The organism is Chamaesiphon sp., from assembly GCF_041738855.1.
Lineage (GTDB): Bacteria > Cyanobacteriota > Cyanobacteriia > Cyanobacteriales > Chamaesiphonaceae > Chamaesiphon.
On record NZ_JBGSPA010000028.1, the window covers coordinates 1 to 12,633 of the forward strand.

At 43.5% G+C, this 12,633-nt stretch carries 17 protein-coding genes; 1 reads left to right on the forward strand and 16 read right to left on the reverse strand.

Annotation, left to right across the window (positions count from 1 at the left end):
• Window positions 1–130 precede the first annotated feature (130 nt).
• The 15 genes from ACEW9I_RS03610 to ACEW9I_RS03680 form a co-directional block, all read right to left on the reverse strand.
• Window positions 131–1,108: a hypothetical protein gene (locus ACEW9I_RS03610; RefSeq protein ID WP_373539003.1), complete on the reverse strand. Its 978-nt coding sequence runs from the start codon at window positions 1,106–1,108 to the stop codon at window positions 131–133.
• Window positions 1,109–1,429: 321 nt separating this feature from the next.
• A complete protein-coding gene (locus ACEW9I_RS03615) occupies window positions 1,430–2,386 on the reverse strand; it encodes an ArdC family protein (protein WP_373539004.1) in 957 nt (318 codons plus the stop codon).
• A 275-nt stretch (window positions 2,387–2,661) separates the two neighbouring features.
• Window positions 2,662–3,096 (reverse strand): hypothetical protein, encoded by a 435-nt coding sequence (locus tag ACEW9I_RS03620; RefSeq protein ID WP_373539005.1) that lies wholly within the window; start codon window positions 3,094–3,096, stop codon window positions 2,662–2,664.
• A 51-nt stretch (window positions 3,097–3,147) separates the two neighbouring features.
• Window positions 3,148–3,321 (reverse strand): hypothetical protein, encoded by a 174-nt coding sequence (locus ACEW9I_RS03625; RefSeq protein WP_373539006.1) that lies wholly within the window; start codon window positions 3,319–3,321, stop codon window positions 3,148–3,150.
• Between the two features lie 200 nt (window positions 3,322–3,521).
• Window positions 3,522–3,764, reverse strand: a complete 243-nt coding sequence (locus tag ACEW9I_RS03630; RefSeq protein WP_373539007.1) for a hypothetical protein — start codon at window positions 3,762–3,764, stop codon at window positions 3,522–3,524.
• A 78-nt stretch (window positions 3,765–3,842) separates the two neighbouring features.
• Window positions 3,843–4,067: a hypothetical protein gene (locus ACEW9I_RS03635; RefSeq protein ID WP_373539008.1), complete on the reverse strand. Its 225-nt coding sequence runs from the start codon at window positions 4,065–4,067 to the stop codon at window positions 3,843–3,845.
• Window positions 4,068–4,252: 185 nt separating this feature from the next.
• Window positions 4,253–4,513, reverse strand: coding sequence for a hypothetical protein (locus tag ACEW9I_RS03640; protein ID WP_373539009.1), 261 nt, complete (start codon window positions 4,511–4,513; stop codon window positions 4,253–4,255).
• Window positions 4,514–4,624: 111 nt separating this feature from the next.
• Window positions 4,625–4,924, reverse strand: coding sequence for a hypothetical protein (locus ACEW9I_RS03645; RefSeq protein WP_373539010.1), 300 nt, complete (start codon window positions 4,922–4,924; stop codon window positions 4,625–4,627).
• Between the two features lie 73 nt (window positions 4,925–4,997).
• Window positions 4,998–5,555 carry a siphovirus Gp157 family protein gene (locus ACEW9I_RS03650; protein ID WP_373539011.1) on the reverse strand — a complete coding sequence of 186 codons (558 nt, stop codon included), beginning with the start codon at window positions 5,553–5,555 and terminating at the stop codon, window positions 4,998–5,000.
• Window positions 5,556–5,892: 337 nt separating this feature from the next.
• Window positions 5,893–6,312 (reverse strand): hypothetical protein, encoded by a 420-nt coding sequence (locus tag ACEW9I_RS03655; RefSeq protein ID WP_373539012.1) that lies wholly within the window; start codon window positions 6,310–6,312, stop codon window positions 5,893–5,895.
• A gap of 64 nt (window positions 6,313–6,376) precedes the next feature.
• Complete coding sequence (locus tag ACEW9I_RS03660) at window positions 6,377–6,982, reverse strand: VWA domain-containing protein (protein WP_373539013.1); 606 nt, start codon at window positions 6,980–6,982, stop codon at window positions 6,377–6,379.
• A 1-nt stretch (window position 6,983) separates the two neighbouring features.
• Entirely contained in the window at window positions 6,984–7,562 is a 579-nt protein-coding gene (locus tag ACEW9I_RS03665) for a hypothetical protein (protein WP_373539014.1), read from the reverse strand.
• Window positions 7,495–8,400, reverse strand: a complete 906-nt coding sequence (locus tag ACEW9I_RS03670) for a hypothetical protein (protein ID WP_373539015.1) — start codon at window positions 8,398–8,400, stop codon at window positions 7,495–7,497. Before ACEW9I_RS03670 ends, ACEW9I_RS03665 begins: the two co-directional genes overlap by 68 nt.
• A 66-nt stretch (window positions 8,401–8,466) precedes the next feature.
• Window positions 8,467–9,468 carry a DUF5895 domain-containing protein gene (locus ACEW9I_RS03675; RefSeq protein WP_373539016.1) on the reverse strand — a complete coding sequence of 334 codons (1,002 nt, stop codon included), beginning with the start codon at window positions 9,466–9,468 and terminating at the stop codon, window positions 8,467–8,469.
• 403 nt (window positions 9,469–9,871) lie between these two features.
• A complete protein-coding gene (locus ACEW9I_RS03680) occupies window positions 9,872–10,660 on the reverse strand; it encodes a tetratricopeptide repeat protein (RefSeq protein WP_373539017.1) in 789 nt (262 codons plus the stop codon).
• Window positions 10,661–11,063: 403 nt separating this feature from the next.
• On the opposite strand from ACEW9I_RS03680, the gene ACEW9I_RS03685 reads away from it, so the two are divergent.
• A complete protein-coding gene (locus ACEW9I_RS03685; RefSeq protein ID WP_373539018.1) occupies window positions 11,064–11,339 on the forward strand; it encodes a hypothetical protein in 276 nt (91 codons plus the stop codon).
• Between the two features lie 232 nt (window positions 11,340–11,571).
• On the opposite strand, the gene ACEW9I_RS03690 is transcribed toward ACEW9I_RS03685, so the two are convergent.
• The gene (locus tag ACEW9I_RS03690) at window positions 11,572–12,588 is read right to left on the reverse strand and encodes a tyrosine-type recombinase/integrase (RefSeq protein ID WP_373539019.1); all 1,017 of its coding nucleotides are present in this window, start codon (window positions 12,586–12,588) and stop codon (window positions 11,572–11,574) included.
• Window positions 12,589–12,633 lie beyond the last annotated feature (45 nt).

The window sequence follows — 12,633 nt, forward strand, 5'->3', positions numbered from 1 at the left end:
TAAATCAATGTTTTTTCAACTATTAATGATATTGATGGTGGATTTTAATGTGCCAAAAATTGAAAAAATTCTGCTGTTAGCCTAAAAGTGTTGAAATGCCTGAGTTTGAGGAGACAAAACTTCATCGAACTCAGGTGAATAGGGGTAGAGCCAGGAGGGGAGTGTCTGCGTTTGGTTCTACAGCTTCCAACATCGGCAACCGTTGTGTCACGATGAGATCGATAATCTCGCCAATTTCTTCGATTGACATGGGATAATCAATCGATTTATGTGGTTCTGTTTCATCTTTTACCTTGTCAAATACCAGCAGGCGAGTAGGCATAGTCGTACCGTGATGTCTGTAAAAACTTCCATCCAGATATACCGACAGCCGTAGTTTTGCAGGGAGGGTGGCAAAATAGTCGGGATGTTTGGCAGGAGATAACCAGTGAGCGACAATCGCCACCAATCTACCATTGGGTAATAATCGCAGTAGTGTCGCTCTCAAATGCTTGAGACAGACATCGGGATTGCGTTTGGTGCTGGTGAGACTCCGCGAAAACGGCGGATTCATCATGATTACTGACGGCTTAATCCGCTGTAACAGCATATCGTTGAGATATTCGGCATTGACTGAGTAACGTTCAGCCTGGGGGAAGGTTTCGGCTAACAAATCGCGACGGGACTTCGAGAACTCGTTGAGAATAATGTGGGCGGGTTTATTATTTTGATTGATACTGGTTCCTACTAATAAACCAGTTCCCGCTGATGGTTCGAGTAATATGTCAGACGCAGTTACCATCGCAGCTTTGGCTACCAGCCAAGCTAGTTCTAGGGGTGAGGAGAATTGTTGTAAGTCGATTTGCTCTTGAGTTCTGACGCGATGATCTACTGTCAAATCCTGTAAATTTCGCAACTCGAATAGACTCAATTTCGGCTGTTGAAGTAGGTAACTTACCATCGCAGCTTCGATGGCATCTGTTGCCGATTTCCAATTCCAAGCACCGTTGGCACTACTTCCATACAAGTGATTCATCACCTCAGCAATCTGAGTTTGTCCTAACCGTTCGCCAGCTTTTAATCTTTCAGTAAATTCTCTAACTGGGCTAATTCTGGTAATAGTTTGCATAAAAAAAGCCCGTAGATTTCTCTACGGGCAGTTAGTGAATAGGTAAAAAGGTCAAGAATAAAACCCGCCAACCTTTCGATTGACGGGAGTGGACAAATCACTATAAATCAGGCAAACAGTTCATACCAAACATCGAGTAATGCTTCCATTCTTGGAAAACTACGTTGTTCGTATTTCCCACTTCTAAGATCGTGATAATATAGCCACACTTCGTTAAATTTCGACATAACTGATACCTGTAAGTTCGTACAAAGAAACACACAAAGCCCCAGCGATTCAACAATCTTTGGGGCTTCAAATCCATTAAGCGAAGCATTGAAGCTAGGCAGCAACTAGTTCTGAGGCTGTTTGAATAATCGGCTTGTCGTTCAAATCGACTAGGTAATCAGCCGCCTTCTGTGCATGACTTACAGCACTAAAGAATGCCTTGTCATCTTTCTTTAATCCAGTCAGCCATCCACCTAAATAATTAGCATGATGTTCTAAGTCTTGCTCCATATATTCAGGGAATAGTCTGTCACAAACAAAAGCACTAGCAAGTTCAGCCACTAACTCCTCGAAGGCATAGATCTCATCACCCCAAGAATCAAATTTCATCCCTTCACGGTTGAGTCTACTTTGATGTCCAGTCCAGTGTCCCAACTCATGCACGGCGGTTGAATACGCTGCTTGAGCACTGCTAAAGTGCTCAAATACTGGCAACTTGATTTCATCCCGACTTGGACTATAACAAGCTCGATTGCCACCGTAACTAATCACGGCTTGAGTATTGGCAATGAATCGATCGATTGTCAAAATTCGCTGGTCGGGATTATCGGGTGTATCATTGGCTAACCCTTGGATGAAGTCAGTAATTTTCTTCTCCGCCTCTGAATCATCGATACAATCGATCGAGAAGACACTACTAAATTTGGAAAACTTTATTCGTTCCTTGGTAATTTCATCAGCATCATTTTCTGCCTCTTTCTCAATAATCCCTGCAAATCTAATCCATGCAGATTTTGAGCCTTTCTTAACCTGCCAGCCCTGCTCTTTAGCTTGCTTGAAAGTGATAAAGAATGGCGAATCATGTCCGTTAGTTAGGTTAGAGACAGCACACCAGAGAGGATTAGATCCGGTGTAGACGTGGCGAGTAATCAAGTTTTGAAATGGGATACGATCGTATCCAGCTTTCCACGGTTTTCGCCACGGTTTGATTCCTTGTTCGAGTAACGCACAAATCTGACCCGTGATAAATTCATACTTGTCAATAGGTGTCGCTTTCTGTTTTGTAGCCATGATTAATTACTCCTAAATATTAAAAGACCAGCGATCGATAATCGCTGGTCTTTTGGGTTGGTGATGAAGCTGGTTCTGACATGGCAATGAATTAAATCTGTACCATTTCTCGTGAAGATTCAGTCATTCGATCGGAGATTGGGCTTCTAAATGGTTCATGTTTTTCGTCCAAATTTTGGTGATACAATGCCTGGAGCTTTTCAACTACGGTCATAAATGGGCACAAAAGCCAGCAATTATTTTTAATTGCTGGCGAAAACGATTCGATTTTAGGTTTAGATAATCCCTGCACCTACCATTTCTACAACCTGTTGAATATAGGATTTCAGTACATCCCAATTAATTCCAATGTTGGCATCATGATTATCCATTACCATCTGGAGTACTAATCGGGCACGATCTCGGCTCAGGGTGGGATCGATCGACAGTACATCATCGATATGCCAGATCTTAGAATAAACATCCTGCCCACCTTCGAGCATTTGGATGTGTTCGATTACTGTTTCGATACTAATATCCTCCCAACGTTCCCCCGCTTGTCCTAAAGTCACTTCTTGAATGATGTAACTACGATCTGGTATTGATTCAATTTGGACTAGTTTTAGATTTTTTAACTGAACTAATTTGTGTTCGCCTTCAGCTCGAATCACAGCATAGCCATAATGTTCGAGATAGGTGGTAATAGTCGTAGGATTAGATTGAAGTTGCATATTTTTAGATCGATAAGTGGTTAGTAAAAAGCGTGAAGTTGAATTACTGGCTCATATTTCAAGTAGATGAATGGCATCGTCGAGATCTAGGTCGTATTGGGCGAGAACATCTTGAATATCCTCGCCATCTTCAACCTCTTGTCTCATCGATTCGATAATATCGATCGCCTCTGCTCGGTCAATTGCCATTTCATTGTTAAGTAATGCTTCAATTAATATTTCCATATTTAGAATAGAGATAGTTGGGGTTGTTGGCGAACGACGGTACAGTAGACTCGATTTTCGATAACGTATAAGTAATCGGTAGAAGTTACTGGTTCGTCACTATCTTTGTAGGTAAAAGGATATAGAAAACCCCTAGTCTTACGATCGCAAGACTAGGGCTAAGGTTAAACAATCCAGATTAAGAGAGACAATGACATTCATCAAGATCGAGCGTTATCCAATGTCGAATGCAATGAGTATCCGCCAGCACTGGGCTTGGCTTGGTGAGTGACAAAGCCAACATAGATATCTTCCACGTAATCTGCCCAAGAACCATCATCTGGATCTTGACAATATGTGAGATCGGAATTTGCCTGAGCAATTGCTTCGGCTTGGGTGGGGAAGAAACTCTCCGATTCCCAGTTGTGGACGAACCAATGGCGTGAAGTTGAATTATTTGTCATGATTAATTTAAGAAAGTTGGGATCTTAATTTTCATCAATGCGTTTGATGGGACGCGATATTAGATCGATCAGATTCGATTATTTCTTGACAATTTTACCTTTAACGATCTTGCAATCATCTCCATCTTCATCCTCCAATTCATAATCGAATGAGTGCATCGAATCATCGAAGTCACAGTCTAAATCAGAAACATCAGTATCGACGTTAATGAAGTAGGACATCGATGGATATTTGTCGAGAAACTTCTTAACATTTTTCACTTCCAAATCTATTTGAGCGGATATCTCAACTAATTGAGTCATTTTCAGAGTTACTTTTGGCATTTAATTTATGAACAATAATTGGATAGTCAGCATCAAGCGGAGTCGGTGCGGACGGGTTTCCATCTGAGGGAGCGGCGCATCGACCTGGAGGTTTCCTCCAGGTTGTGTGCGACAAGACAACCTCAGAGTTCGTCCATGCAACCGACCCAAGCAAGGGAAATAATTTACAATAACTGAGCTAATTTTTCTCTAACTGGTTCTAGGGAATTGATTTGATTATCTAGATATTGACGATCGCCATAGAGTTCAGATAATTCATCATCAATGGATTGAATTATTCCTACAATCTCTTTTTTGTCCGAATCATTCAGATCCTGACACAGCGGCAGATCGTCTAAGCTAATTTTCTTACCTTCAACAATACATCCATGAGATTGAATGAGGTTGACAATTTTCTCGACTTTTTTATTGTTTGATTCGTACATAATGCTTATGCTTATTTCCTAGAGGTTGGTAATGTGAGAGAAGAATACAAAAAAGCACCAGTCATATTTGAAGACTGGTGCTAGATGCGATGAGTGATTGTGGCAGTAAAGCTACGAAGAAGTGGGTAAACTCCAGAACATTTTGGCAGCACCACCAAGGATAATTAGAATTAGTCCACCCACAATAGTTCTTAACAAAAACTCTTGGTTGCCAACTCGTGTTGATAGTCCATCAACTTTAGTATCGAGAGTTTTAATCTCACCCTTGAGTTCAGTACTGAGGTTCTTAACTTCCCCTTTGAGTTCAGACACACTCAACTTCAATTCATTCTGACCTTGTTCCATTCGTTCAAGGCGTTGGTCGATTTTGGCAAGAACATCTTTGAGTTCGGTTTCGATCGTTAGCGACATAGTGTTAAAGTAGCAATAAGTAACGATTTTTTGGATAAATCCCACTAATTGCAGTTAGAGGGATTTCTCTATTCTAGCCAATTCTTAGATGCGTTCCCCGCTCTTGCAGTTTCGCCAAGATTCGTCCATCTTCGCCAATTAACTCATCCATTCCAGCTTCAGCTAACTTCGATCGAACTGATTCGGTAGACACAGAGAATGTGATGCGTTCATTAACAACATCGAGGGGAAAATCTTGCGGTTTGATATCGGGATTTACCCACACAGGCGGTTTTCCTCCATTTTTGACCAATCTTAAACTAGCTTCTTTTCCGGCGATCGAAGTTGCTCCCTGTCGCTCCAATGCAAGTTTGACATAGGCTTTCAACCGATCGATCGCATTCTGCCGCGACTTCGCCAGCTTGTCGAAATGCTCCCGTCGTTCGACGAGATAGTTAATCTCTGCTTGTTTGGCAGCGAAAACACCCGCGATCGCATCAACTTTACTGGCGATCTCCAACTCTAATTCTGCCAACTGAGCATTGAGTACTGCTTCCTGCTGGGGATCGTCGGGATCGGGATTTTCCAGTGCGTCGAGAATCGCTTCGAGCATCGCATCTTTAATGCCACCTAGATCGATTAATGAAGTCATGATATTCAAGCCCAGGCAATATACCTGGGCACTAAAGTTTAACTACCGAGCGGATTGATAGTAATCACACCGATCCTGCCAGAGAGCTTCTTGGTGCGCTAACTGAGCTTGTTCGTCGGATTCCGACAAAGTTACTCGATTGGGTAACTCGGTCTTAAACGTTGGCTTTATGACTGTTATACTAGACATGGCGATAATTTTGTGAATTATTGAACGATCGATGAGATTTTATGGCAATAAAACCCCATCACAATGAAAGGCAAAGCCAGAGACAATCTAGCTTTGCCTTTTTTGGAGCTGAGTAGTTATGGATCTCATTGCAACCAAGCGCAGCATGTCAAGCAACCTCTAGCAAGATTTCAAGTCTTAATTGGTGACGATCGGCAGAGTATTTAACAAACCATTCACCAACTGAATAGAGACAAGTATGGATTTTCAATAATCTGTTGACTTCGACAGTTTGACTAATTTGCACCTCAGACATAAATTCATCAAAGGCTACTTTTGCTGTCAAATATGCCGTTTTAGCATCGAAAGTTACCCTGGACATTTTTGATGCAATATCCCGTTTAACTCCAACTCTCGATCGATTCCAGCGAATTGAGTTCCACAATCGATATCGTCGATCCATTAACTCAGAGCCGATCTTCAACTCTTTATGCGCGATCGCGAGTAGTTCATTAGTTTGATTTTCCTTGAGTAATTTAATCTCCTTCGCCGCCACCAACATCCCCGCTCCGCAATCGTAACTCATCATAAAATTCCCCCAAACATTGCTGTTCGGGGGTAAATTCGATCGTAAATTATCGGGTTATCATCATCTAACGTGAAGGTGGTAATAAAGCCTGAGAAATCGTGCCACCAATCGCTTTAAAACCTTCATCGAGACTCTGAACATAGGGCTTGCCACAACCTAACTTTGCGAGTTTTGCCATGAACGCGATCGCTTCTTTATTGTTATCGTCACCAACATATAAAGTTGAGATCGTCCCAGACAACTTCTGGGCGGATTTAATCGCAGCAGACTCATCCTCTGGCTCTCCATCCGAGATTACCAAAGTCTGGGAAGGATATAACGATGCGGCATAATCGATCGCTCGATGAAGTGCCGTCCCCCCGCACGGTTCGCAGATGTCTCGCACATCTTGAATGGGAACTACTTTAAAATTGAAGCAGACCAACTGATAATCTTGCCAGCCGATACTAGCAATCGCTTCTTTGAGAATATCGATTCGCCGTTTGCGTCCTGTACCCTGACAGATTTCATCCATCGAGCCAGATGTATCGATTAGCATCACGCAGGAGTTAGGATTTCCCGTACCAATCCTGGCTTGATACTGAGCGGCAACTCCCGTATCTGGCAATCGAGCGGCTTGCGCGATAATCGAACCGAGAGCGGTGCTGAGGGCGTTAGTTTGGTTAGACATGTTAAATAGATACTTTTACTTTATTGATGGCTTGGCGGTAGAAGGCTAATGCTTGAGGATCTGGATTACTGTTTTTAATCGCATTTGAATAACACTTAAAACCTGGAAGATGTCGATCGCAGATTGCTTGGCAGAAGGGAATTAATCGTTCGGCGACGAGGGGATCTTCACTTTTGATAGTGCCTTGATAATTCCAGGGATTACCAGTGTGAAAATAGGCAAATTCCCATGAGGGAGCTGTAAAACTCTTTTGGATATAAATTCGGACTTCGCCACGCTTTTCCCACATATTGATAGAGAATTGGTCTTGACTGTAAGGGACGAACCAATCTGCTTCCAGTAACGCTTGAACTAATGCAGCTTTATCGGCAGCTAAGTCATCTACTGTCGATCGTGTTGATGCTGTTGCAGTCTGTCCGGCTGCTGCCGCTTTAGCCGCTTTCGTCCTCAACTCTTGAGCGGCATCATTAACGCTTTGATTGGCGGCATAAATAATTGCTTCACCTCGCCGCTTAGTTTCTGCCATTGCCGATTGGATGAGTTGCAGCAACTGGTCGTCGCTCAATCCTGATAAGTCCATACTTATTTCTCTCCTTAATAATGTGCATCAAATATTGAACTGTTAAACCTGGAATTTGCTCGATGTCGCCACCAATTTTTAGCTGTGGTTCGATTTTTAGCGGCTCGATTGCAAAGGCAGGAAGATTGAGTCGATTAGCAACCGACAATATATTTCTAACTCGATATAATCCCGATAAATCGTTGTCCGGCAGAATTACTAGTAACGGGCGATTTAGTTGCACTTTAATTACTTCTAACTTATGCTTTAAGGTTAAATTACTATAATCTCCAGCCTCCAAGCAAATTGCTGGTAAGCCGCGACTATAAGCAATTTCTACGCACTTTTGCCCCTCCACGATTAGCACGATATTTAACCTACCTGGATAGGCAGTTAATCGGCATAATCCAAAGGGAATCCAATGCTTATCTCCCGCACCTTTAATCCAACTTTTACCATCAAAATATTGGGGGCGAATGACCTTGTGGGTACGATAGTCAAAGCGGGTAACTCGCTGGCACTCGCTATATTGATAAATAGTGCGATTGCCGATTGTTTCACTCAAAACGACTGGACTCATTAGTGGCAAGTGTAGTTGAGCAGATGAGATGAGCGGAATCGGTGGTAACAGAATTTCTGGTGGGGGTTCGGAGGTCGGATTGGGACTATAGTTTTCACCACGACTGGGGATTACCACAGACATAATCTCCAGCCGATGCCATCGGCTATCATCATTCCAACAATTCCACTTTCCGATAGGTGAGAAAGTTAAATTGTGACCGCCACAAACTGGGCAATAGAAGCGGTTTTGTCGATAACGTTTTAACTGCTTTTTATAATCCGCTAAGTTGGCAGACATAGTTAATTTCCCAAAAAAAATAGGCATTTCCAACAGTTGGAAATGCCCGCTCGGTATTGTCAGTAATCAGAATGGCATAACATCATCTTCGTAGCCAAAGTCAGCATCATTTTCATCTAGATCGGGGGTCGATTTGACAACACCGATCTTTTGCGGAACTACTGCGACGGTTTCTGAAGTTGCAGTTTTTTGAACTACTGCTGGTGTGGGTTCGACATCATCTTCTACTGCGGAGATTTGACGGGGTGCTGTCGGAGTCGCTGGTGAGTTGCCAGATGGTGGAATTAAGGCGATAACACTACCAGACGAGGGGGGCATCTGGAGTGCGCGGGGCTGAGGATTGAGAATTTGCAAGATTGTCTGGGCTAACAACTCCTCACCTTCGCCCAAAAAGAACGATCGCCAGTTACCGATTGTTGGGACGACAAAGCCATCGACGCAACAAGCAGGGGATTTAGTTTTACCACTACCGACAGGCATCCGCTTGATAACTGGCTGGAATACGCACAATGCCTTGTACCGTTCGTCGCGGGGCAGAAAAGGTGTCTTAGCGGCTTTAGCATGAAGCATTGCTACTTGAATGCAGTTTTGCTCCCAATATTTGCTCAAAGTGGCTTGGTGTGCGCCTTTAGCAATGAGTTTGAAAGGGATTTGGTGTAAGGGGAAATTATTCTCACTCAAGAACATTATTAAATAGATCTGGAAATTACCGATGTTAGGATCTTTACTCTGTTCCCGATTCCACTCACCAAGTACCATTAATCGGTCTTCATCTTGGCTGGCAGCACGATCGAACATACCGAGCTTGCTAACCGCACACATTACCATGCGTGGCTGCGCGAGCAAGATGCCTTCGGCATTTTTACCATCGTTATAGGTGTAGATAATCGTTTCGGTAGCTTCGATATTACTCCACCCGGCCTTTTGAGCCTGGGGCAGGGGAATAAAATAGCCACAGTGAGATTGTTCTTCTTCTCCCCGCACCACCTGAACGTGAGGAAAACTAAAATCTGTCGCGGCATATTCGGAGCTGAGATATTGGGATTTAATTGGAGTTTCTGTTGTCATGGGTTGTAGCGGTTGAGTGGGGATAATATGCAGGTTCTATCTTTCAAAAATCGATCGCCATACTAGAAATATTTCTAGTATGGCGATCGATCTTTGGGCAAATAAGATCCATCACAAGTGAATGCAAAATATTTAAAATAGGTATATAAAATTTATTTAACAGCTCGAAACTGCTAAATAAGTTTTTTTTTACTATTCATCTATTCATGAAAAATACAACATTCATGAGTGATATTCAAATACAAGATTCTTATACCAACAGACCAAAGTTTTACAAATATGAATCCAAAGATCGTCAGTTATTAGTAGACCTTTTACACGAATCCTTACGACAAGTTGATATCGATCGCTTGTGAGTTAGATACTAAGCACCAACAAGAAACTAGTTTTCCGACGGGATAGTTCAAAGATCGTTGGCTATATTGGGGTCGAGAGAGATTGCCCGATTACGATCGCGTGCTGCCCCTAAAACGTCATCCAGGAGATTGCGCTTGAGCAAACTCCGCACAAAATAAGCAGCAGCCAGATTGGGATCGAGTACGATTGCTCTGTCGTAATCAGCCAATGCCCCGCTCGGATCGCCCAGTTCTCTATGCTTGAGCGTACCGCGATTATAGAAAGCCTCAGATAAGGTAGGATCTAGCGCGATCGCCCGATCGTAATCCGCCAGGGCACCAGCAATATCCATCAATTTGACGTTCTTTAACAGTCCGCGACAGTTATAAGCCGGAGCAAAGTTCGGATCGATGCAGATCGCCAAGTCATAATCGGCTAGTGCGTATTCGACATCACCCAACTCCCCATACTTAATCAACCCGCGAGTGGTATAAACCGAAGCATCGCGAGGATTGAGGAGGATTGCCAAATTGAGGTCGGCTAAGGCTCCCGGAATGTCACCTAATTGCTGATACCTAAGCAAACCCCGATTGGCATAAGCGACAGCATAATTGGGGTCGTAACCAATGGCGGCATCGAAATCGGCGATCGCACCCTGGATATCTCCCAATCGAGCAAACTTAAACGAACCGCGATAGTTATAAGCCTTAGCATAGTTAGGAGCGAGACTTACGGCCCGGTCGTAAGCAGCTAAAGCACCGAAATCGTTCCCGATTTGAGATTGTCGATTGCCGAGCGCAATATAGTCATCAGGCTGAATAAAATAATTGTCTCGTTCTGAAGCTCGCTCTGACATATAGAGTAGATATAAAAACTATACAAAGGCTCGGTAGAGATCTAGACCGATTGGGAGATTTTGCTTCTGTATTTACTACAGGCTAATCTAACTACATTTGAGAGTGATACGATCTTATAACAATTTAACGATCGCAGATAACAAGCCCCAAATCGATAGATAGCAATCTCAATCTATCTCCTGATGGCAATACTAATTGTGGAGGAGCGGCACTCACTATGCCCGTTAGAGACTAGGCTTCTCTTTTAGGACGGCTAGATTCGGTCGAGACAAGATCGAATAAATGATAGGATTGTCATAATTAAAAAAGGTAAGTGTTAGTTAGACACTTACCCTCAAGAAAACAATTAGATCTCAGATTATAAATGTTGACGATTCGCTTTAGTAGTCAGGAGCACAAATCATGCGCCTGACGATGAAGGGGAAAAATGGCTCGCTCAATCAATTTACTCAGAAGGTCAAAAATAAGCATGGAGACGTTATCGAATATCCCAAAGTTAATGGCATTCGCGACCCCAATAATCCCAAACATTGGCGGTGGAAGCTAACGTGGAAAGAGAAAATCGACAATCGGTGGCTCACTCGTGGGCTTCCGGTCAAACCAAGTCAAGTTGCCAAAGTCCAGAAGTCAATCGCCAGAAATGTTGGTATCGAAGAGATTCGGGAGTTTTTAAGTTAAAATTTTAGGGTGTAATTACACCCTAAAAAACAGCCAAAAGTGGCTTGATATAGAGCTTATATCTATTCTCAATAACTATAAATGCTTGTAATGCTGATGCTTAATGAGTTTGGCAAATTTTTTAGATTGTAATTACACCCTAAAAAATTGCTGTAAAAGCTACTAGTAAACAGCTATAGCTATTCTCAATAACTGAAAATATTAGTTCGGATATTGGTGCGATCCGAGCCTTCTAATCAAGATTGAGCCGAATTCCCAATTTCAGAGCCGGATTATTGACCCACCGATCCCCCACATGGGTGTAAATCGCCGTGGTCTTCGGATTGGCATGACCCAATAGATCCTGAACTTGACGCAAGGAGGCCCCATTCTGAATCGCTAAAGTCCCCGCTGTATGCCGCAGAGAATGCGCCGATAAAGTCCGTCCCTCCCCATGTTTGAGATCCAAAGCTTCCAGATAGCTATCGACGATAAATCTAATCCCCCTTCTAGATAAGCGACGATCCTCACGGTCGGGGTCGATCTGATGGCGCGGATGATGCACGTTGATAAATAAAGGAGTAGCAGCCGCAGTACTAAATTTAGCCTGTCTTCTGGCGAGTAAATAACGATCGAGTACATCCACCAAATCGGGAATCAGTGGCACCACCCGTTGTTGTCGCTTACTAGTCACCGTAATCCCCACCCCAGTCGGATCGCGACGAATATCCCCGACATTAGCCAGGTAAGCTTCCATCGACCTGACCCCTTCAAGCGTCATCAATCCCAGTAGGAAGCGGTCGCGGAGAATTTTCAGGGGCGTAGATTTAGCCAGTGGAGCTTGAAGGAATGTCTCCGCCTCACTAGCAGTCAAATAAGTAATCGAGTCAGCCGGATCGCCGCGTTGCTTGGGTGCTTTGACCCCCCAGACGGGGTTGTGAGAGAGAAGACCATATTCCATCGCCGCATCGTACATGCGACTCACAGCGACTAATTTGAGGGCAATGGTGGCAGGTTTGTATTGCTGTTGGACTAAGTTGTGACGGTAGATTTTAATCGCATCCCGTGTCACAGCCAGGGGTTGGAGTTGATTGACCTCACACCAGAGCAAGTACTGTTTGGCTTCGCACCAATAGGTACGGATGGTTTCGCCACTAGCACCGCCGGAAGCCACATCGAATTGGAGGAAGCTGGTAAATGCGGCAATTAAGGGATTGGCATCGAGGACAAAAGTGGGTGTACTGGTGGTAGTACTAGTGGGTTGCTCCATTGAATTTAGCCTGATGCACGTAGGTAATTAGGTCATCATAAATTC

What these genes read in the sequence shown, in the direction of transcription:
- ACEW9I_RS03685 (WP_373539018.1), top strand. Translation starts at nt 11,064, where the DNA reads ATGCGCCTGACGATGAAGGGGAAAAATGGCTCGCTCAATCAATTTACT.
- ACEW9I_RS03610 (WP_373539003.1), bottom strand. Translation starts at nt 1,108, where the DNA reads ATGCAAACTATTACCAGAATTAGCCCAGTTAGAGAATTTACTGAAAGA.
- ACEW9I_RS03660 (WP_373539013.1), bottom strand. Translation starts at nt 6,982, where the DNA reads ATGTCTAACCAAACTAACGCCCTCAGCACCGCTCTCGGTTCGATTATC.
- ACEW9I_RS03630 (WP_373539007.1), bottom strand. Translation starts at nt 3,764, where the DNA reads ATGACAAATAATTCAACTTCACGCCATTGGTTCGTCCACAACTGGGAA.
- ACEW9I_RS03675 (WP_373539016.1), bottom strand. Translation starts at nt 9,468, where the DNA reads ATGACAACAGAAACTCCAATTAAATCCCAATATCTCAGCTCCGAATAT.
- ACEW9I_RS03620 (WP_373539005.1), bottom strand. Translation starts at nt 3,096, where the DNA reads ATGCAACTTCAATCTAATCCTACGACTATTACCACCTATCTCGAACAT.
- ACEW9I_RS03650 (WP_373539011.1), bottom strand. Translation starts at nt 5,555, where the DNA reads ATGACTTCATTAATCGATCTAGGTGGCATTAAAGATGCGATGCTCGAA.
- ACEW9I_RS03670 (WP_373539015.1), bottom strand. Translation starts at nt 8,400, where the DNA reads ATGTCTGCCAACTTAGCGGATTATAAAAAGCAGTTAAAACGTTATCGA.
- ACEW9I_RS03640 (WP_373539009.1), bottom strand. Translation starts at nt 4,513, where the DNA reads ATGTACGAATCAAACAATAAAAAAGTCGAGAAAATTGTCAACCTCATT.
- ACEW9I_RS03655 (WP_373539012.1), bottom strand. Translation starts at nt 6,312, where the DNA reads ATGATGAGTTACGATTGCGGAGCGGGGATGTTGGTGGCGGCGAAGGAG.
- ACEW9I_RS03625 (WP_373539006.1), bottom strand. Translation starts at nt 3,321, where the DNA reads ATGGAAATATTAATTGAAGCATTACTTAACAATGAAATGGCAATTGAC.
- ACEW9I_RS03690 (WP_373539019.1), bottom strand. Translation starts at nt 12,588, where the DNA reads ATGGAGCAACCCACTAGTACTACCACCAGTACACCCACTTTTGTCCTC.
- ACEW9I_RS03635 (WP_373539008.1), bottom strand. Translation starts at nt 4,067, where the DNA reads ATGACTCAATTAGTTGAGATATCCGCTCAAATAGATTTGGAAGTGAAA.
- ACEW9I_RS03665 (WP_373539014.1), bottom strand. Translation starts at nt 7,562, where the DNA reads ATGGACTTATCAGGATTGAGCGACGACCAGTTGCTGCAACTCATCCAA.
- ACEW9I_RS03645 (WP_373539010.1), bottom strand. Translation starts at nt 4,924, where the DNA reads ATGTCGCTAACGATCGAAACCGAACTCAAAGATGTTCTTGCCAAAATC.
- ACEW9I_RS03680 (WP_373539017.1), bottom strand. Translation starts at nt 10,660, where the DNA reads ATGTCAGAGCGAGCTTCAGAACGAGACAATTATTTTATTCAGCCTGAT.
- ACEW9I_RS03615 (WP_373539004.1), bottom strand. Translation starts at nt 2,386, where the DNA reads ATGGCTACAAAACAGAAAGCGACACCTATTGACAAGTATGAATTTATC.